Annotated in this window: 15 protein-coding genes; 8 read left to right on the top strand and 7 right to left on the bottom strand. The window is 71.0% G+C overall.

Annotated elements, in window-relative coordinates; all coding sequences use genetic code 11:
- The first annotated feature begins 260 nt into the window (after positions 1-260).
- From nrdR to E9998_RS10695, 5 genes are all read left to right on the top strand, one after another.
- Entirely contained in the window at positions 261-728 is a 468-nt protein-coding gene (gene nrdR, locus E9998_RS10715) for a transcriptional regulator NrdR (protein ID WP_136529703.1), read from the top strand.
- A gap of 57 nt (positions 729-785) precedes the next feature.
- Positions 786-4,916: a vitamin B12-dependent ribonucleotide reductase gene (locus E9998_RS10710; protein WP_136529702.1), complete on the top strand. Its 4,131-nt coding sequence runs from the start codon at positions 786-788 to the stop codon at positions 4,914-4,916.
- Positions 4,917-5,138: 222 nt separating this feature from the next.
- On the top strand, positions 5,139-6,383 hold the full coding sequence (locus tag E9998_RS10705) for an Hsp70 family protein (protein ID WP_136529701.1): 1,245 nt from the start codon (positions 5,139-5,141) through the stop codon (positions 6,381-6,383).
- Between the two features lie 46 nt (positions 6,384-6,429).
- Positions 6,430-7,026: a TetR/AcrR family transcriptional regulator gene (locus E9998_RS10700; RefSeq protein ID WP_136529700.1), complete on the top strand. Its 597-nt coding sequence runs from the start codon at positions 6,430-6,432 to the stop codon at positions 7,024-7,026.
- Between the two features lie 16 nt (positions 7,027-7,042).
- Positions 7,043-7,957, top strand: a complete 915-nt coding sequence (locus E9998_RS10695; protein ID WP_136529699.1) for an alpha/beta fold hydrolase — start codon at positions 7,043-7,045, stop codon at positions 7,955-7,957.
- A gap of 78 nt (positions 7,958-8,035) precedes the next feature.
- On the opposite strand, the gene E9998_RS26735 is transcribed toward E9998_RS10695, so the two are convergent.
- From E9998_RS26735 to E9998_RS10670, 5 genes are read right to left on the bottom strand one after another with little or no spacing between them, the layout of a single operon-like run.
- A complete protein-coding gene (locus tag E9998_RS26735) occupies positions 8,036-9,184 on the bottom strand; it encodes an FHA domain-containing protein (RefSeq protein WP_136529698.1) in 1,149 nt (382 codons plus the stop codon).
- Positions 9,181-10,248, bottom strand: coding sequence for a PP2C family protein-serine/threonine phosphatase (locus E9998_RS10685; protein WP_136529697.1), 1,068 nt, complete (start codon positions 10,246-10,248; stop codon positions 9,181-9,183). The genes E9998_RS26735 and E9998_RS10685 overlap by 4 nt, the downstream gene beginning before the upstream one ends.
- Positions 10,249-10,260: 12 nt before the next feature.
- Positions 10,261-12,648 carry a serine/threonine-protein kinase gene (locus E9998_RS10680; RefSeq protein ID WP_136529696.1) on the bottom strand — a complete coding sequence of 796 codons (2,388 nt, stop codon included), beginning with the start codon at positions 12,646-12,648 and terminating at the stop codon, positions 10,261-10,263.
- Between the two features lie 10 nt (positions 12,649-12,658).
- On the bottom strand, positions 12,659-13,639 hold the full coding sequence (locus tag E9998_RS10675) for a glutamate ABC transporter substrate-binding protein (protein ID WP_136529695.1): 981 nt from the start codon (positions 13,637-13,639) through the stop codon (positions 12,659-12,661).
- Positions 13,636-15,012 carry an MCP four helix bundle domain-containing protein gene (locus E9998_RS10670; RefSeq protein WP_136529694.1) on the bottom strand — a complete coding sequence of 459 codons (1,377 nt, stop codon included), beginning with the start codon at positions 15,010-15,012 and terminating at the stop codon, positions 13,636-13,638. Before E9998_RS10670 ends, E9998_RS10675 begins: the two co-directional genes overlap by 4 nt.
- Before the next feature lie 172 nt (positions 15,013-15,184).
- On the opposite strand from E9998_RS10670, the gene E9998_RS25830 reads away from it, so the two are divergent.
- Genes E9998_RS25830 through E9998_RS10655 form a run of 3 tightly spaced genes read left to right on the top strand, consistent with a single transcriptional unit; the run spans position 15,185 to position 17,064 of the window.
- Positions 15,185-15,652 (top strand): deaminase, encoded by a 468-nt coding sequence (locus E9998_RS25830; protein ID WP_204745378.1) that lies wholly within the window; start codon positions 15,185-15,187, stop codon positions 15,650-15,652.
- A 9-nt stretch (positions 15,653-15,661) separates the two neighbouring features.
- Positions 15,662-16,456 carry a sulfurtransferase gene (locus tag E9998_RS10660; RefSeq protein ID WP_136529693.1) on the top strand — a complete coding sequence of 265 codons (795 nt, stop codon included), beginning with the start codon at positions 15,662-15,664 and terminating at the stop codon, positions 16,454-16,456.
- The gene (locus E9998_RS10655) at positions 16,453-17,064 is read left to right on the top strand and encodes a hypothetical protein (protein ID WP_136529692.1); all 612 of its coding nucleotides are present in this window, start codon (positions 16,453-16,455) and stop codon (positions 17,062-17,064) included. Before E9998_RS10660 ends, E9998_RS10655 begins: the two co-directional genes overlap by 4 nt.
- Positions 17,065-17,359: 295 nt before the next feature.
- On the opposite strand, the gene E9998_RS10650 is transcribed toward E9998_RS10655, so the two are convergent.
- Complete coding sequence (locus tag E9998_RS10650) at positions 17,360-18,016, bottom strand: metal-dependent transcriptional regulator (protein ID WP_240037579.1); 657 nt, start codon at positions 18,014-18,016, stop codon at positions 17,360-17,362.
- A 167-nt stretch (positions 18,017-18,183) separates the two neighbouring features.
- On the bottom strand, positions 18,184-19,152 hold the full coding sequence (locus E9998_RS10645) for a sigma-70 family RNA polymerase sigma factor (protein WP_136529690.1): 969 nt from the start codon (positions 19,150-19,152) through the stop codon (positions 18,184-18,186).
- Between the last annotated feature and the right edge of the window lie 79 nt (positions 19,153-19,231).

The raw sequence follows: 19,231 nt of genomic DNA, 5'->3' as shown, positions 1-19,231 counted from the left end.
CGGGTGAACGATAGTCGGTCCCGGGATGGTTGACTGAGGCCGCCCCCGCCGCCTTCATGTTCGCGCCGCCGCCTTCTGCGCTATCCTTGACACAATATCTTGTGGTCTGTTGTATCGTCACTCACTAGGTGTTGGGGTTTCCGCACCGAACGGTACGGGTACGGGCAGACTGTCCAGCGACCCGGCGACATGCGGCCGATCACGGCGTCCGGCGGATCGTCGGACCCCGGGCGGACCATGGCCCTAGGAGGAGACTAGCGATGCGATGTCCTTACTGTCGTCATCCCGACAGCCGAGTGGTCGACTCGCGGGACGCCGACGACGGCAAGATCATCCGGCGCCGCCGGGTCTGCCAGCAGTGCGAGAAGCGCTTCACCACGGTCGAGGAGTCCATCCTCGCCGTCGTCAAGCGCTCCGGCGCCACGGAGCCGTTCAGCCGAGGCAAGGTCGCCAGCGGCGTCCTCAAGGCCTGCCAGGGCCGCCCGGTCGACGCCGACGACGTCGCCAAGCTGGCCCAGGCCGTCGAGGACGAGATCCGCTCCAAAGGCGTCGCGGAGGTCCCGGCCCACGAGGTGGGCCTGGCCATCCTCACGCCGCTGCGCGAGCTGGACGAGGTCGCCTACCTGCGCTTCGCCAGCGTCTATCAGGACTTCGAGTCCCTTGAGGACTTCGAGGCGGCCATCGCGCGACTGCGCGAGGAGCACGCCTCCCGCAACAGCGGCCGCTGACGCCGCGCACCCACCGATTCCCGAGCAATGCCAGGCATGAGAGACAGGGGCGAGCACATGCCGAAGAACACCCGCACCGCCGCGACCGCGGCCAGGTCCGGCACCCGACTTCCGGACGCCAAGGGCCTCAAGGTCCAGCGCGTCTTCACCACCGAGGGCGTCCACCCGTACGACGAGGTCGAATGGGAGTCGCGCGACGTCGTCATGACCAACTGGCGCGACGGCTCCATCAACTTCGAGCAGCGCGGCGTCGAGTTCCCGAGCTTCTGGAGCATCAACGCCACCCAGATCGTCACCTCCAAGTACTTCCGCGGCGCCCTGGGCACCCCCCAGCGCGAGACGGGCCTCAAGCAGGTCATCGACCGCGTCGTGCACGCCTACCACGCCGCCGGCGAGAAGAACGGCTACTTCGCCACCGCCGAGGACGCCCAGGTCTTCGCCGACGAGCTCACCTGGCTCCTGCTCCACCAGTACTTCAGCTTCAACTCCCCGGTCTGGTTCAACGTGGGAACCGCCGCGCCGCAGCAAGTGTCGGCGTGCTTCATTCTCAGCGTGGACGACACCATGGAGTCGATCCTCGACTGGTACAAGGAAGAGGGGTTGATCTTCAAGGGCGGCTCCGGCGCCGGAGTCAACCTCTCCAAGATCCGCTCCTCCGCCGAACTGCTCTCCTCGGGCGGCAACGCCTCCGGACCGATCAGCTTCATGCGCGGCGCCGACGCTTCTGCCGGAACCATCAAGTCCGGCGGCGCGACCCGGCGGGCCGCGAAGATGGTCGTGCTCGACGTCGACCACCCCGACATCGAGGAGTTCATCCAGACGAAGGCCCGGGAAGAGGACAAGATCCGTGCGCTGCGCGACGCCGGATTCGACATGGACCTCGGCGGCGAGGACATGTACTCGGTCCAGTACCAGAACGCGAACAACTCGGTGCGAGTGTCCGACGTGTTCATGAAGGCCGTCGAGGACGGGACGGACTATTCGCTCGTCGCGCGCCAGACCGGTGACGAGATAACGCGAAAGGACGCTCGCAAGGTCTTCCGGAAGATGGCCGAGGCCGCCTGGTCCTGCGCAGATCCTGGAATCCAGTACGACGACACGATCAACGAATGGCACACGAACGCCAATACGGATCGCATCTATGCGTCTAATCCGTGCTCCGAGTACCATTCTCTCAATGACTCTTCCTGCAACTTGGCGAGTCTCAACCTCATGAAGTTCCTGGCGGATGACGGATCATTCGATGTGGAGAGATTCATTTCCACTGTGGAGTTCGTCATCACCGCCATGGAGATCTCGATCTCCTTCGCGGACTTCCCGACCGAGAAGATCGGGCAGACGACGCGGGACTTCCGGCAGCTCGGCATCGGGTACTCGAACCTCGGTGCGCTGCTCATGGCCTCGGGCCATGCGTACGACTCCGAGGACGGCCGGGCGCTGGCGGCCGCCATCACCTCTCTGATGACCGGCGTCTCCTACCGCCGCTCCGCCGAGATCGCCGGCGTCGTCGGCCCCTACGCGGGGTACGAGGTCAACGCCGAACCGCACCAGCGGGTCATGCGCAAACACGCGGAGGCCGCGGCTTCGGTCCGCACCTTCGGCGACGTCGACGCGACGATCCTGGACGCCGCCAAAGCCGAATGGGCCAAGGGCAACGAGATCGGAGCTGTCAACGGCTGGCGCAACGCCCAGGCCTCCGTCCTCGCGCCCACCGGCTGCCTCACCGGCGACACCCTCATCACGACCGACCGCGGCCTGACCCGGCTCGACTCGCTCGGCGACCCGTTCGGCGGCAAGTGGCAGGACCTCGACGTGACGGTCTCCACCGACGAGGGGCCGAAGCAGACCACGAAGTTCTTCGTCAACGGCGAGGAGCCGACACGACGGATCACCACCGAGGCCGGGTACCGGATCCAGGGCACGCTCGCCCACCGGGTCAAGGTCGTCGACGAGACGACCGGACAGTGGGAGTGGAAGCGGCTGGCCGAGATCCAGCCCGGCGACCTCGTCCCCATGCAGCTTCGCCAACTCGTGGGGGAACCGAATCGCGTCCCGCTGCCGGTGCTCGACCAGGCCTACTACACCGAAGACGGCGAACTCACCGTCCCCGACCACGTGAGCGAAGAGCTCTCCGAGCTCGTCGGCTACTTCATGGGCGACGGAAGCCTGCACGCCAAGGGCATCCGACTCTGCGTCGCAGAGGACGACCACGACGTCGCCAACCACCTCTGCCGCCTCAGCGAAAAGCTGTTCAACCTGACTCCGAAGCTGAGCCAGCGCGAGGGCTACATCGAGGTCACGCTGCAGTCCGTGCGTCTCGCGCGCTGGTGGCAGGCCGCCGGCTTCGCGAAGAGCCGACCCAACGAGGAGCACAACGGCAAAGGCTGGAAGCCGCGTATCCCGGCCGCGATCCTGGAGACGAACACCGAGTCCGTGTACGAGGCGTTCCTTCGGGGGCTCTTCGAGGCCGACGGCACCGTTCAGGACGGCGTGCCGAGCGTCTGCACCTGCACGCCGGAGTTCGCAGACGAGATCCGGACGATGCTCCTCGTCCTCGGGTTCGCCACGACCACCCGCACGACCGCTACGGGCTGGGGCGGAGATGCCTCGGTGGTCCGCATCAGGAACCTCGACCATGCGCTCAACTTCGCCGAGCGCATCGGGTTCATCGGCGGCCGCAAGACCGAACTCCAGGCTTGGAAGGAGTCGGACCTGACCGGCAGGCGCGACCGAATCCACCTGCCGCGTGCGGTGTGGGAGGACATCGTCCCCGTCAGCCATGCGCTCCGCAACCGCGTCGTGAACGCGCTCAGGAAGAGCGGCGGCGTTTCCCGGCAAACCGCCGCCGAGCTGTACGCCCACACCAGGGATGAGCGGCTCGGGTTCGCACTCCGCTATCTCTTCGAGCGGGTCGAGGCCAACGAGGACGGCGGCACCGTGCCGACCTACGACCTCTCGGTCCCCGAGAACGTCACCTACGTCGCCAACGGCATGGTCAGCCACAACACCATCTCCTTCATGATGGACTGCGACACCACGGGCATCGAGCCCGACCTGGCACTGGTGAAGTTCAAGAAGATGGTCGGCGGCGGCTCCATGGAGATCGTCAACCAGACGGTGCCCCGGGCCCTTGCGACCCTCGGCTACGGCGAGGACGAGCGTGACGCGATCGTCGAGTACATCGCCGAGCACGGGCACGTCGTCGGGGCGCCGGTGCTCAAGGAGGAGCACTACCCGGTGTTCGACTGCGCGATGGGCGAGCGGTCCATTTCGCCGATGGGCCACGTCAACATGATGGCCGCGGTGCAGCCCTTCCTCAGCGGGTCCACGAGCAAGACCGTGAACCTGCCCGAGTCCGCCACCGTGGAGGACATCGAGGAGGTCTACTTCCAGGGCTGGAAGCTCGGCATCAAGGCCCTCGCCGTCTACCGCGACAACTGCAAGGTCGGGCAGCCCCTGTCCGCCAAGAAGAAGGAGATCGACAAGGCCGTCGAGGCGGCCGTGGAGCAGGCGATCGAGACGGTCTCGGCGCACACGCCGGTGCGGCGCAAGCTGCCGAAGAAGCGTCCGAGCCAGACGATCTCGTTCTCGGTGGGCGGCGCGGAGGGGTACATGACCTCCTCGTCGTACCCGGACGACGGGCTCGGCGAGGTCTTCCTCAAGATGTCGAAGCAGGGCTCGACGCTCGCGGGGGTCATGGACGCGCTGTCGGTGTCGATCTCGATCGCGCTCCAGTACGGCGTCCCGCTGGAGAAGTACGTGGAGAAGTTCACGAACATGCGCTTCGAGCCCGCCGGGATGACCGACGACCCGGACATCCGCATGGCGTCCTCGCTGGTGGACTACATCTTCCGGCGCCTGGCACTGGACTACCTGCCCTACGAGGAGCGGGCCGCGATCGGCATCCTCACCACCGCCGAGCGCACCGCGGAGCTCAACGGGGAGGACCCCTCGAAGGTCTCGCAGCCCGAAGTGGACCTCGACGCGCTGCGCGCCTCGGCCCCCATCGAGGAGGCCGTGGCCGAGCGGGTGGAGATCGAGTCCAAGCCCACGCGCCTGGACGTGCTCAACTCCGCGCAGGCGCGCAGCGCCGACGCGCCGCTGTGCATGAACTGCGGGACGAAGATGCGCCCGGCCGGCTCCTGCTACGCCTGCGAGGGCTGCGGGGCCACCAGCGGTTGCAGCTAGAGAAGAGCGCCTCGTAAGCGGCGCAGGGGAAATCCGCTGACGCGGGGCCGGGTGCAAGGCACCCGGCCCCGCGTTCGCGTTGCGGCGCTGCCGATTGCGCTCTGTAATGGCATCAAAACAACCCAAGACGGGTCGAAGCGCCGTTGTTCAACGTCATAGACTCCCCCCTATGCATACCGTCCCCACGGTCCACCCCGCCCCGGCGACGACGGCGGGCCGTTCATGAGCGGCCTCGGCGACGCGCACGGCGCCTCGCGGATCGACCCCGGGGCCGCCGCGGCGGGCTTCGCCGCCGCGGGCGGCGCCGAACTCGCGCCCGGGGCCGCGCTCGCGGTCTACCGGCTCGGCAGGGCCTCCTTCCACGCGGCCGTGGTGCGCCGCATCGGCGACGCGCACCTCCTGGTCGCCGAGCGCTCCCTCGCCGTCGGCGGCGCCGAGTTCGACGCGCTCCTCCTCGCCTACCTGTCCGGGCGCCACCGCGACGCCGACCGCCGGTTCTGGGACCGCATCGTCGGCTCCGGCGAGGCCGACCGACGCCTGCGGGCCACGCTGCTGTCGAAGATCGCCACGGCCCGCGAGCAGCTCTCCGAGCGCGACTTCACCGTCATCACCGTCCCGGTGGCCGACCTCAAACTCTCGCTGACCCGCGAGGAGCTCGAATCGCGCATCCGCGAACTCGTGGAGGAGTCGGTCGACCTCGTCGAGGAGGCCATGGCCGAAGCGGGCGTCGCCCCGCAGACGCTCGCAGGCGTCCTCGTCGCCGGCGGCGCCTCCCGCACCCCCCTGGCGCTGGCGACCCTGCGGTCGCGGCTGCCGGTGGACCCGGTGGTCGCCGCCGTCCCCGACCCGCTCCTGGACGTCCAGGCGCCCGCCGCGACCCGTGAGATGCCGCTGGTGGACGAGGAGGGGCCGGAGGCACCGCGCAGGCGCCTCGTGCGCCCGCTCGCGGTCCTGGCGGCCCTGCTGGTGCTCGTGGCGGCGGTGGCGGCCTTCGGGAGCCGCCTGGGCGACCACGAGGCCCCCACCGCTGGCTCAGGCGCGGCCGTGACAGGCCCGGCCGCGGGTCCGGCCACGAGCGGCGCCGTCGACTCGCCGGAGTCGCCCGGCGGCTCGGGCGGGGCCGAGGAGAGCTCGGGCACGCCGAGCCCGGAGGTCTCCGAGGAGGCCCCCGCCGACCCCACGAAGTCGGAGCCGACCACCGAGGCGGCGCCGACGACCGAGAGCGCGCCGACCGCGGCGGTGCCCGAACTTGTCGGCCTGTCGACCGCCGAGGCCCACGAGGCGGTCGCCGACGCGGGCTTCTCGGGGGTCGAGCAGTCGGGGGAGTGGCGCTCGGTCTTCGACCTCTCGCACGACGACTGCGAGGTGATCGAGCAGGACCCCGCCCCGGGCGAGGTCGTGGCGCTCGCGGAGACGGTCGCCGTGACGTTCTCCTACAGCGGCGGCGAGGACGAGTGCGAGGTCTGAGGCCGGGCCCCTTCAGTTTCAAGCACGACCGTGCTATTTTGAAGAGGTGCGCAAAGGCGAACTCACCAGACAGGCGATCCTCGACCGCGCGGTCCGCATGGCCCGCTACTCGGGGCTGTCGGGGCTGACCATCGGGTCGCTCGCCGCCGCCGCCGACATGTCGAAGTCGGGGCTGTACGCGCACTTCAAGTCCAAGGAAGCCCTCCAACTCGCCTGCATGGGACGCAATTCCGAGCAGTTCATCGAGGAGGTCTTCCGGCCGGCCCTGGCCGCGCCGCGAGGCGTCACGCGGCTGCGGTCCCTGGTCGAGCACTGGATGGCCTGGTACGCGCACCCGGGGGGCTGCCTGTTCCTGGCCGCCGCCACCGAGTTCGACGACCTGCCGGGCCCCCTGCACGACTACATGGTCACCGAGCAGCGCCGGCTGCTCGACTCCCTCGCGCGGATCGCCGCCACGGCGGTCGCCGAGGGCGAGCTCGACGAAGACACCGACGTCTTCCAGGTCGCGCAGGAGGTCTTCGGCATCCTGCTCTCCTACAACTGGATGAGCCGCATCCTCTCCTATCCCGACGCCGCCGACCGCGCTTGGGCGGCGTTCCACCGGCTGATCGACAGTCACTCCGTCGGCACCCGACGAGTCTGACCAGGAAGGCACACCCATGGCCGCCAACTCCCAGGCACCCGTCTCGCGCAAGAAAAGCACGACCGTTCGTGCCCCTTGGTTCGTGCGGACCGGCTTCGCCGCCGCCGAGCACCTCGCGCCCGGTCCGGCCGCGAAGATCCTGTGCGAACTGTGGTTCCGCCTCCCCGGCGGCCCCGAGAAGCGCCTGCGCGGCGAGGCCCCCGCCGGTGCCGCGGTCTTCGAGCTCGAATGCCTCGGCACCACCGTCTGGGGCTTCGACTGGGCCCCCGACACCCCCGGCGATGCCCCGCTCGTCTACCTCGTGCACGGCTGGGGCGGCTCCACCGGCGACTTCCGCTACATCGCGGCGAACCTCGTCGCCTCCGGCTTCCGCGTGGTGGCCTTCGACTCCCCGAGCCACGGCAACTCCGGCCCCGGCCCCTGGGGCGACCGGCACTCCAACGGCCTGCACCTCATCGAGGCCATGTCGGTCGTCGCCGAGAAGTTCGGCACCCCCCACGGGGTCGTCGCCCACTCGATGGGCTGCATCAGCGCCCTCCACGGCCTGACGCTCAACGGCGTCGACCTCGCCGAGCTGCGCCTGGTCATCCTCGCCCCGTTCATCGGCGGCGTCGAGGGCTTCTCCGACACCATCGGCGCGATCGTCCCCGTGGGTCCGCGCATCCTCAAGCGCCTCGTGCCCCTCGGCGAGGCCAAGGCCGGCATCAGGCTCGACGACTTCTCGCTGTACGGCATCGAGGTCGAGGGCCCGGCGCTCGTCGTCCACGACCGCGGCGACCGGCCCAACCCGTTCCGCCACGGCGAGGCGCTCGCCGCCTCCTGGCCCGGCGCCGAGCTCATGGCCACCACCGGGCAGGGCCACCGCAAGATCCTCGCCAACCCGGCCGTCAACGGCCGGATCTCGCAGTTCCTCAAGGTCGGCCTCGACTGAACCGCAAGGTCGGCACCGACTGCGGCGCAAGCGAAGCGGGGCCCGGTCGAAAGACCGGGCCCCGCTTCGACGTCTCGACTAACCCTCGTAGTGGATCGTCAGGCGCGTCCACGCCCCGATGTTGACGTACGTGCCGTCGCCGATCGGGAACTCCACGTTCGGCGCCAGCGGCTCGTCGGAGCCGTTGAGGAACGTGCCGTTGGAGGAGCCGACGTCCATGATCGACCACGAGCCGTCGGGCTTGGCGAACAGCTTCGCGTGCTGCGCGCTCACGCCCGGGTCGGCCACGTCGCCCGAGAGGTCGATGTCGGGGGTGACGCCCCGCTTGGCGCTGTAGCGGCCGATCGTCAGCTCGCCCTTGTCGAGCGGGAAGCGCCGCGGCTTCGCGAAGGACGGGTACTGGAGCTGCGAGGCGCCGTCGGAGGCCGCGACCTTGTTGAAGTAGCCCTGGTCGGCGGTCACCGCGATGCCCCAGCGGGTGGCGGACTGCCCGGGAGGGGCGTAGTTCGAGGCCAGGTCGCTCGGCTGCGCGTCCGGCATCGAGAAGCCGCCGGTCGGCGAGGCCGAAGGGGGCGCCGAGGTCGGGGCGCCGAACGGCGCGGCCGGGACGCCCGGAGGCGGTCCGGGCGGGGCCGAGGTCGGTGCGGCGCCGTACGCCTGCTGCCCGTAGGGGTCGGGCTGGCCGTAGCCGCCCTGCTGCTGCCCGTAGGGGTCCTGGGGCTGCGAGGGCTGGCCGTACGGGTCCTGCCCGTAGCCCTGCTGCCGGCCGTAGGGGTCCTGCTGCTGCGGCTGCCCGTACGGGTCCTGGCCGTACGCGGGCTGCTGCTGCTGCTGGCCGTACGGGTCCTGGCCGTAACCCTGCTGCTGCTGTTGGCCGTAGGGGTCGGGCTGGCCGTAGCCGCCCTGCTGCTGCCCGTAGGGGTCCTGGGGCTGCGAGGGCTGGCCGTACGGGTCCTGCCCGTAGCCCTGCTGCTGGCCGTAGGGGTCCTGCTGCTGCGGCTGCCCGTACGGGTCCTGGCCGTACGCGGGCTGCTGTTGCTGCTGCCCGTACGGGTCGTTCGGGGCGTAGCCCTGGCCGAAGGCCGGGGACTGCGGGGGCTGGCCTTGCTGCCAGGCCGGGTTCGGCGTACCGCACTGTTCGCAGAACTGCGCCTGCGGGAACGCCCCGCACGCGCATTGGTACCCGCCCGGCTGTGGGGCACCGCCGTAGGTCGGCTGGTAGGTCAAGGTCGTCCCCCTCCAAGCATTTGGGTGTACTCGGCCTCACTGACGACACCGAGCAGCGAGGCGGACCCGTCTCCCTGTTCCGGGGCGTCCGGGCCGGCATGCTCCTGTGCATGCCCTTCGGCCTGGACCGAACCGGGGGATTCGAGTTCCACCACCGCGACACTGATGTTGTCATGCCCGCCGTTGGCGAGCGCTTGTCGTGTCAACGCTACCGCCTTGTCGCCAACACTGCCGTCCGGCAGTGGCAGAAGGTCGTGATCGTCATTGAAGTAGCGCGACAGACCATCGCTGCACACTACGACATGGCCACCGCCCAGATCCACCCGGAGCAGGTTCGGATTCAGGCTCGGCGCGTCCGCCCCGAGCCACGCGAGCAGGGCTTTCGCATACGGATTCTTGTACCTGTCGTCGGCGGGGTCCACCCCCTGATACTCCAGCCTGGCCTGGATCGTGTCGTCCACGGTGAGGCACCGGGCCTCCTTCTCGGCCGCCCAGTACGCCCGGGAGTCGCCGACCCAGCACAGGACCGCCTGGTTCCCCTCCACGACCGCGGAGACGTACGTCGAGGACGGCGGCGAGTTCGGGTACTGCTTGCCGACCGCGGCCACCGCCGAGTGGGCCGCGCCCACCCCGCGCCGCGACGCGTCCTCCGCCGACAGGCCCTCGCCCAGCGCGGCGCGGATCTCCGTGACGGCCGCCTCGACCCCCGCGAGCGAGGCCCGCTCGGAGTCCGAGGCGCCCGACACGCCGTCGCACACGACCGCGATCTTGCGCCCGTCCTCGGCGACCGCGATCGCGATCGAGTCCTGGTTGTAGTGGTGCCGCTTGCCCACGTCCGTGGCCGCGCCGATGCCCGGCAGGCCGAAGGACAGGTGGTCGTCCGAGCCGCCCGGATGCTCCGGGTTCTCCTCGGCCGCGGCCGAGGACAGCCACAGCGCCTCCTCGGCGGGCACCGCGAACTCCTCCAGGTCGCCGCCGCAGTCCTCGCAGAAGCGGCCGAGGTCCGCGGCCAGACCGCAGGCGGTGCACCGCTTCGCGGCGCCCAGGGTGGGTGAGGGCTGCATAGGGCTCCTTCGCTACAGCATCGTGCGGGGGCGGTGGCGGTTGGCCAGGTCGAAGTAGTACACCTGGTCCTCCCGGCGGGTGCAGGCGTGGGCGAGGTCGCGGTAGGCCCGCTCCAGCGCCAGGCGCAGCGACCGCTCCTCGGAGGGCGCCCCGAAGATCCGGGGCTCGTGGGCCGGGCCGGCGCGCAGCACCGTGTCCAGCGCCAGGTGCAGGATGCGCGTCGACACCAGGTGGCGGCGGCGCGGTTCGAGCTTGAGCTCGTCGAGGCGCCCGGCCATGTGGTGCAGGTCCAGCAGCGAGGGCGGCGAGGTGCGGCTGTGCAGCGCGGTCTGGATCGCCGCGGTCTGCGCGATGCCGTACTGCGCCGAGGTCTTCGGCACCTGGTGCAGCGCCGAGATCGCCTCGGTCGAGCTCCCGTCGAGGTCCAGCAGGCGCGCCCGCCCGTACGCCGCCGAGACGAACCGGTGGTCGCACGTCCAGATCCGCGTGTAGTGCGGCAGCGCCAGGTCCCGGCGCCCCGCCAGCTCCGCGCAGGCCGCCAGTGCCAGGCGCGGCGCCAGCTCCCCGGGGAGGTGGGAGTAGACGGCGTCGAAATGGGCTGCGGCCGTGTGGAAGTCGGCGGCCAGGAGCGAGATGGTGCCGCGCAGCCAGGTGACCTGCCAGGTGTTGCCCTCGCGCTGCGCGAAGTGGTCGAGGGCGGCGTTCGCCTGGTGGAGGTCGCCGGCGTTGACGAGGGTGCGCACGCGCCGCAGCTGCACTTCGGGGCTCTGGACGGGTGCGGCGGCGAGTTCGGCGAGGATGCCGGCGGCGTCGGTGGCCTGGAGTGTGGCGAGGAACGCGGCCATGGGGTCGGCGAGGTCGACCATCGGGGTCGGCAGGGAGTGGGCGACGTCGAAGGGGTCGCCGACGGCGTGGACGTCGTATTCGACGTCGGGTTCGCCGAAGACGGACTGCTCGCCGCTGAAGAGCGTAGAGGGCTCGGACTTGGGTTCGCCCTTCTGGACGGACCTGACCTCGTTGAGGACGCCGCGCACCTGGGCGCGCATGTCGTCGGCATCCTGGAAGCGCGAGCGCGGCTCGGGGTTGGTGGCGCGCAGGAGGAGCCGGTGGTAGGACCCGAACTCGGCGAAGACGGGCGCCTCGGCGGCGGGGGGCAGGGAGTCGCGGTAGGTGCTGGTGAAGCCCTTGAAGTCGAGGGAGAGCACGGCCATGGAGCGGCCGATGGTGTACAGGTCGGAAGTGACGGAGGGTCCGATGGAGAGGATCTCGTCGTTGGGCACCGAGTAGCCGGGGGTGCCGTAGATCGCCGACTCCATGTCCTCGACGTGGCGGACGGCGCCGAGGTCGATGAGCTTGAGCCAGGTTTCGACGTGGATCACGTTGTCGGGCTTGAAGTCGCAGAAGAGCAGGCCGCGGTCGTGGAGGTAGGAGAACGCGGGGAGGAGCTCGGCGGTGTAGGTGAGGACCTGTTCCAGCGGCAGGGGCTGGCGTTCGCCCTGGTCGTCGGCGGCGTCGCGGATGTCGCGCAGGGACTTCCCGGCGATGTACTCCATGACGATGTAGGACTGGAGCTGGCCCGAGCGGGGGTCGGCGGCGGTGACGAAGTCGTGGATGTCGACGACGTTGGGGTGGTCGATGCCGACGAGGAAGCGCCGTTCGTTGATGGCGGCCTCGATCGCGTCCTCGTCGGAGGTGTTGATGAGGCCCTTGATGACGACCCACCGCTGGGTGAGGTCGTCGGCGAAGTTGCGGTCGTTGGCGAGGTAGATCCAGCCGAGGCCGCCGTGTGCGATCGCGCCGAGCACTTCGTAGCGGTCGGAGAGGACGTCGCCGGGCTGGAGTGCGGGGGTGAACCAGTACCTGGTGCGGCAGTAGGGGCAGAAACCCTCGACGCGTCCGGCGCGTCCGGCCTGGGGGCGGCCGACGGGTTTGCCGCAGGAGGAGCAGAACCGTTTGTGCTCGGACACCTGCGGGAGGTCCATGACCGCTTCGGCGGGGTCGCGCGGGGGGATGGCGGGCATGTCGGAGAGGCCGCCGCGCTGGCGGGCGCTGGTGGTCGTGGAGCGGGTGACGGGCCCGGTGATGGGCTGCGGCAGCGGCGCGGCGGGGGCGCGGTGTGGCGCGGGCGGCGGGGACTGGACGACGCCGATCGGCGGCATCTGCTGGGAGTGCACGGGCGAGGCGTACTGCTGGGGCGCGGGGGAGAGCGGGTGCATGGCGGCGTTGGTGCCGGGCGGGCCGGGGGGCGCGGGCGCGAAGCCGGGCTGCGGGGGGACGGCCGGGGGCGTGTTGAGGCGCTTGCGGACGCGGAGGGTGTCGGTGGGGTCCTCGGCGGCGGGCTGGTGCTGGCCGGGCTGGTACCGCTGGGTGTGCTCGGGCGCTGGCTGCTGGTCGCTCATGGCGCTTCCCTCAATCCCGGTAGACGGCGGTCGGGGCGGTGGCGGCGGTGCCCAGGGGTTCTTCGAGCCAGTCCCCGTACGAGTTCGCCCAGGTGCCGTCGGCGATGAGGTCTTCGAGGGCGGCGTTGACGAAGCGGGTCAGGTCGGTGTTGTCCTTCTGGACGCCGATGCCGTAGGACTCGACGGAGAAGGCCTCGCCGACGATCTCCAGGGTGGGGTCCTGGACGGCCATGCCGGCGAGGATGGTGTCGTCGGTGGAGATGGCGTCGACGGTGCCCTGCTGGAGGAGCATGAGGCAGTCGTTGAAGTCGGGGACGGTGACCTGCTGCGCCTTGTCGTTGGCGGCGGCGATGTTGCCGCCGGAGGTGGAGCCGGCGCCGGTGCAGACGGTGTGGTCGGCGGTGAGGTCGGCGACGCCTTCGATCCCGGAGTCCTTGGTGACGAGCAGGCGCTGGCCGGCGCGGTAGTACTCGGCGGAGAAGTCGATGTTCTCCCACCGGCCGCAGTTGATGGACATGCTGCGCACGACGAGGTCGACGCGGTCCTCCTTGAGGGAGTCCTCGCGCTGGTTCGAGGTCATGGGGACCCATTTGATGTTGGGGTCCTCGCCGAGCAGGGCGGTGGCGACGGCGCGGGCGATGTCGATGTCGAAGCCCGCGAGGGAGTTGGTGACGGGGTCGCGGTAGCCGAGGAGGTTGGTGGACTGGCTGATGCCGATGGAGATCTGGCCGTCGTTGTCGAGCTGGGCGCGGGCCTGGTCGGCGGTGACGGCGCCGGGGGCGAAGGAGGCGAGCGGGTCGCAGCTGTCGTCGGGAACGGAGGCGGTGACCTCGGGGGAGAAGTCGATGCCGGCCGGGAGCGGGGTGGGGACGTCCACTTCGGGCGGTTCCATGTCGGCGGGTCCGGCGCAGGCGGCGAGGAGGAGGCCGGTGAGGGCCGCCGCCGCGGCGGCGAGCCGGGTGCGGTGCGTTCGGTTTCGTTGCTGGCTCATGCGTAGTACTCCGCCACTCGCAGCTGGATGCCGATCGCGGTGCCGATGAGGGCCGCCAGTGCGAGGGCCGCGAGTCCGGCCGCGGCGCCGGAGAGGGCGCGGTGCGCGTCGGCGGTGGCCTCGATGAACCGGTCGGCGCTGACCTCGGTCGCGTCGGTCAGGGACGTGTTGAGGGCGTCGAAGGAGGTGGCGAGGCTGTCGTCCTCGTCGCCGACGGCCTGTTCGACCGCTTCGGTGTAGCTGCCCTCGGTGGCGAGCTTGACGACGGTGCCGTGTCCGGCGTTCCAGGTCTCGGCCGCTTCGCGCGCGTCGGCGACGGCGGCGGACAGCTCGGGGTCGTCGGCGAAGGCCTCGTCGAGCCGGTCGAGGAGGCCGCCGGAGGCGACGAGCTCTTCGATGTGGGCCTCGTAGCGCTTGGCGGCCTCTTCGTCCTCGCCGCGGGCGATGAGGAGCAGCGATTCCTCGGCGCGGGCCTGCTGGGCGCTGATCTCGGCCTGGGCGAGGAGTTCGAGGGGCACCGCGCCCTCCTCGTGGGACCGGGTGGTGTGGCTCGCGGAGGCGAGCGAGGCCATCGTGAGCCATCCGGCGAAGCCGATGAGGAGCACGGTGGCGGCGACGAGTCCGAGGTTGAAGACGCGGTTGGTCCTGCGCGAGAGCCACACCTGGGCCCACACGAGGGTGCCGAGGGCGGCGGCGGCGAGTGCGGCGGCGGCCCACGGGAAGGCCTCGGCGCCGGAGCGGGACTCGCTGAGCTGGCCGAGGGCGTTGTCCTGGAGGTCGTGCGCGGCGGGGAGCATCTCCTCGCGCATGAGGGTGGAGGCCTGCTCCTGGTAGGTGGCGCCGACCGGTTCGCCGAGCCGGTTGAAGGTCTTGGCGGTCTCGACCAGGCCGGTGTAGACGGGCAGGCGCGTGTTGAGTTCGGCGACGAGCTGGGCGTCCTCGGCGGTCTTGACCTCGCCCGCGGCGGTGGCGAGGGCGACGGTGGCGTCGCGCAGGGACGCGCGGTAGGTCTCGTTCATCTCGTCGGAGGGCGTGCCGGCGCTCAGGTACGAGGAGGCCGCGGTCGCGTCGGCCTGCGAGAGCGCCTGGTAGAGCTGGAGGGCCGCGACGGAGAGCCGCCCGGACTGGCTCGTGGTCTCCTCGATGACGGCGGACTTCGCGAGGATCGAGGTCATGCCGGTGATCCCGGCGCCGAGGACGAGCGCCGCGAGCACGGCCAGGAGGCCGCGCAGCTGCCCGGGGGTGTGGCGCAGGGAGGCGAGGGCGCGGTCGAACCGCCGTCCTGGCGCGGGGCCGTCCGACTGGGCCGGGTTGCGGCTCGCGGGCGCGGGCGGGGCCTGCGCTGGAGGGGACTGGACGGACAACTGCTGCACCTCACTAGGTTCGCGTCTCGCGGGCTCGGGAGCGGCTGCCGGTGCCGCCGCAGCGCGCAGCTCGGCGGAGCCGAGTGTCGGGGGACTCCCACATGGTATCGGCCCGTGGCAACGACCGGTGACTACCGTCTCGGGGCGGTGCGCGCCGCGCCCGGGGCGGTACGGTGGGACCGTGCCGAACGACGAAGCGACCTCCATTGAGGACGACGAACGCTGGATGGCCCGCGCCGTCGAGCTGGCCGGGAACTGCCCGCCCTCCGAGTCCGCCTTCAGCGTCGGCGCCGTGATCGTCGCGCACGGGCGCGTCGTCGGCGAGGGCTGGTCGCGGGCCGAGGGCCCCAAGGACCACGCCGAGGAGGTCGCCCTCCGCCGCATGGTTCTCGGGGCCCTCGGCCCGGTCCGCGGCGCTACCGTCTACTCCTCCATGGAGCCGTGCGGGCGCCGCTCGCCCGGCCACGTCCCCTGCGCGGTCCTCCTCGCCGAGGCCGGGGCCGCCCGCGTCGTCTACGCCCTGCCCGAGCCTCCGAACTTCGTCGACCGCCCAGGCGGCGCCGCCATGCTGCGCGAGAAGGGCGTGGTAGTCGACGTGATGCCCGAATTCGCGGCGGCGGCCGAACGCCCCAACGCGCACCTCCTATAACCTGGGACCATGAGGCCACTGATCGATGCGGCGGAGGCCGCCGCGCTGGCAGGGGCGGTTCGACTCGACGTCCGCTGGACGCTCGGCGGGCCCTCGCGCGAAGCCGACCACCTCGCCGGACACCTGCCCGGCGCCGTGCGGCTCGACCTCGACCGGGACGTGTGCGGCCCCGTCGGCACCGTCGGCGGACGCCACCCGCTGCCCGAACCCGAAGCGCTCCAGGCGGTCCTGCAGGCCGCCGGGATCGACGACGACTCCACCGTCCTCGTCTACGACGACGGCGACGGACTCGCCGCCTCCCGCACCTGGTGGACGCTGCGCTGGGCCGGGATCGAGGACGTCCTGGTCCTCCGCGGCGGCATCAAGGCCTGGACCTCGGCCGGGCTCCCGCTGGCGACCGGACCCGAGTCGCCCGAACCCGGCACCGTCACCGTCCGCCCCGGGCGCCTGCCCGTCCTCGACGCCGACGAGGCCGCCGCCTGGGCGAAGGAACGCGAACTCGTCGACGTGCGCGCCCCCGAGCGCTACCGCGGCGAGACCGAACCGCTCGACCCCGTCGCCGGGCACATCCCCGGCGCCGCCAACCTCTTCCTCGGCGAGGACGACCTCGCCGACGCCGAGCGGCTGCGCGAGCGCCTCGCGCCGCACCCGGACGCCGCCTACTACTGCGGCTCGGGCGTGACCGCGGCCCGCGCCGCGCTCGCCGTCACCGCCGCCGGGATGCCGACCCCGCCGGTGTACATCGGTTCATGGAGCGACTGGGTCGCGCGCGGCCGCGAGGTCGCCACTGGGGAGGAACGATGAGACGCCTGATCCCTGCCGCCGCTCTGCTCGCACTCGCGCTCGCCGCGTGCAGCGACGACCCCGGCGACGTCGAAGAACCCGTCGACACCGCCGCCAACGAGGAGTCGCCCTCCGCGGAGGCGCAGGAGCCGGTCGAACTCGACCTCGCCGAGGCCGAGGGGGCCTGCCCCTTCATCGACTCGGCCGTGCTCGACGCGACCACCGGCGAGGAGTTCCGCTTCGCCTCCGGCGGCCCCGGCGAGGACGCCGAGGGCGAGGACGCCCCCGCGCAGCTCACCTGCGCGGTCCAGACCGGCGAGGCCGCCTACCCGGACCTGACCCTCTTCGTCATCGGGACCGAGGCGAGCGCCGAGGTCTACGAGGAGGAGGTCAACGACAAGGCCGAGACCGTCGACGACCTCGGCGAGGCCGCCTACTGGATCGTCCACACAGAGGACACCGGCGCCGGCCCGGCCCTGGAGATGGGCTGGTACGACGGGGGCACGATCTTCGAGATGCGCTACACCACGCCCGAGGGCACCGAGCCCGCGGCCGTGGAGGAGCTCGTCGGCGGCTTCACCGAACTCGCCGGCGGCATCAACCAGGCCTACGCCGACAGCCTCGAATAGCAAGGCGCCACGACACCACGACGCCGCCCGGGCCAGAGGCCCGGGCGGCGTTCTCGCGTTGATGAGCGCCCTCCCCGCCGGGGGTGCGAGGAGGGCGCTCAGGTGCGGAGTTCGGTTCGAGGGCGTTTCGGATCCCGTTCGCCGGTAGGGCCGCTACCTGCGCAATTGGAAACGTTTGCAACGCTTTGGTCAGCGTACTCCCCGGTAGTCCCGCGGTCAATACTTGTGTGAGCACACCTCATCACACGGTCATCACCGGTGTGAACGACTGCGGCGCAACGGCACCGCGACCCTCCTATTCGGCGGGGGCGGCGAAGATCTTCGCGGCGTCGTCGATCGACAGCCGCAGCGTCCGGCCCTCGGAGGCCACCGCGATCTCGCCCTCGAAACGGTCGATCGCGACCTCCGCTCCCGGGTCCACGCCCGCCTCGTGCAGCGAGGCCAGCAGCTCCGGGTGGGTCTGCGCCGACTCGCACAGGCGCGTCACGCGCACCTTCGAACCCGGCGAGACCACGCTCAACGGCCGCTCGCCCGGCTCGTGCCCGACCGGCACGGCCGCCGAGTCGAGCTCCTCCAGGCCGGGGATCGAGTTCCCGTACGGCGAACGCGTGGGGTGCTCCAACAGCTCGTACACGCGCTTCTCCACCGAGTCGCTCATGACGTGCTCCCACTTGCAGGCCTCTTCGTGGGCCTCGGTGTAGGACATCCCGATGACGTCGACCAGCAGCCGCTCGGCCAGCCGGTGCTTGCGCATGACCGCGACGGCCTGGCGACGACCCTCCTCGGTCAGCTCCAGGTGCCGGTCGCTCTTGACGTTGAGCAGGCCGTGGCGCTGCATCCGGCCCACGGTCTGCGAGACCGTCGGGCCGCTCTGCTCCAACCGCTCGGCGATCCGCGCGCGCAGCGCCGGGACGCCCTCCTCTTCGAGTTCGAGGATGGTCCGCAGGTACATCTCAGTGGTGTCGACGAGGTCCGTGGTCACAGCTTCGTTCCTTCACGTTGTCCGCCCGCAGGGCACCGAGCGGGGTGGGTCGAGTAGCCGCCAGACCCCCTGTCCGCGTCAATGGTATACGGCGATCACGCCGACCAGGAACGCAGCCATACGGACACAGAAGGAACTCAGGCGACGTAATCGGCCAGGCGACCCGCGTAGTCGGGCTGGCGCAGACGGTGCAGCGCGTTCTTCTCGATCTGGCGCACCCGCTCCCGGGAGAGGCCGAAGTCGGCCGAGACCTCTTCGAGCGTGCGCTGGCGGCCGTCGTCAATGCCGAAACGCAGCCGCAGGACCGTTTGTTCCCGCTCGGGAAGACTCGCCAGGACGTTCGCGATGTGGCGGCGCAGCAGCGCGTACGACACGGCGTCGTCGCTCGCGCGCTCGCGCGGCAGGTGCGCGACGAGGTCGCCCAGCGCCGTCGAGTCGTCCTCGCCGACCGTCTGGTCCAGGCTTACCGGCTCCCGGTCGTACGACATGAGTTCGAGCACCTTGCCGGGGGTGACGTCCAGCTCGCGGGCGATCTCCTCGTAGCGCGGCTCCCGGCCCAGCTCGACCATGAGGTCCTGGCGGACCCGGTTCATCCGCTTGATCTGGTCCACCGTGTGCGCCGGCACCCGGATCGTGCGCGACTGGTCGGTCACGGCCCGGTTGATCGCCTGGCGGATCCACCAGGTCGCGTACGTGGAGAACTTGTAGCCCTTCTGGTAGTCGAACTTCTCGACCGCGCGGATGAGGCCCAGGTTCCCCTCCTGGATGAGGTCGAGGAGGCTCAGGCCCGCCCCCGAGTAGCGCTTCGCGACGCTGACGACCAGACGCAGGTTCGACTCCAGCATCCGCTGCTTTGCGGCGCGGCCCTCGGCGGCGACCCGGGCGAGGTCCGAGCGCAGGTCGGGGTCGGTGGTCTCGGAGATCCGGCACTCCGCCATGAGGCCCGCCTCGATCGCCTTCGCGCACTCGACCTCCTCGGAGGCGGTGAGCAGGCGGTGCTTGCCGATGCCGTTGAGATAGGCGCGGACGGGGTCGCCGGAGTACTCGGCCGCGCGCTGCGCCGGTCGCCGGGCCGGACGCTGACGGATGCTGTCGACAGGAGCCATCGAGTTCGCCTTTCGCTGCATACCCTCCGGATGCGGGGGATGTTCCGCACCTGACCCGGCGGGCACCGGGGTCGGGCTA

It is taken from the genome of Glycomyces paridis, from assembly GCF_004912155.1.
In the GTDB taxonomy this organism is placed as follows: Bacteria; Actinomycetota; Actinomycetes; order Mycobacteriales; family Micromonosporaceae; genus Glycomyces; species Glycomyces paridis.
The sequence above is the reverse complement of the archived record's forward strand: the minus strand, read 5'-3'. Positions and strand labels throughout refer to the sequence as shown.

Excerpts from the sequence above, each read along its gene's own strand:
- E9998_RS10710 (WP_136529702.1), top strand. The coding sequence starts at position 786 with ATGCCGAAGAACACCCGCACCGCCGCGACCGCGGCCAGGTCCGGCACC.
- E9998_RS10695 (WP_136529699.1), top strand. The coding sequence starts at position 7,043 with ATGGCCGCCAACTCCCAGGCACCCGTCTCGCGCAAGAAAAGCACGACC.
- E9998_RS10685 (WP_136529697.1), bottom strand. The coding sequence starts at position 10,248 with ATGCAGCCCTCACCCACCCTGGGCGCCGCGAAGCGGTGCACCGCCTGC.
- E9998_RS10675 (WP_136529695.1), bottom strand. The coding sequence starts at position 13,639 with ATGAGCCAGCAACGAAACCGAACGCACCGCACCCGGCTCGCCGCCGCG.
- E9998_RS10655 (WP_136529692.1), top strand. The coding sequence starts at position 16,453 with ATGAGACGCCTGATCCCTGCCGCCGCTCTGCTCGCACTCGCGCTCGCC.
- E9998_RS10680 (WP_136529696.1), bottom strand. The coding sequence starts at position 12,648 with ATGAGCGACCAGCAGCCAGCGCCCGAGCACACCCAGCGGTACCAGCCC.
- E9998_RS10650 (WP_240037579.1), bottom strand. The coding sequence starts at position 18,016 with ATGTACCTGCGGACCATCCTCGAACTCGAAGAGGAGGGCGTCCCGGCG.
- E9998_RS10645 (WP_136529690.1), bottom strand. The coding sequence starts at position 19,152 with ATGGCTCCTGTCGACAGCATCCGTCAGCGTCCGGCCCGGCGACCGGCG.
- E9998_RS10660 (WP_136529693.1), top strand. The coding sequence starts at position 15,662 with ATGAGGCCACTGATCGATGCGGCGGAGGCCGCCGCGCTGGCAGGGGCG.
- nrdR (WP_136529703.1), top strand. The coding sequence starts at position 261 with ATGCGATGTCCTTACTGTCGTCATCCCGACAGCCGAGTGGTCGACTCG.
- E9998_RS10705 (WP_136529701.1), top strand. The coding sequence starts at position 5,139 with ATGAGCGGCCTCGGCGACGCGCACGGCGCCTCGCGGATCGACCCCGGG.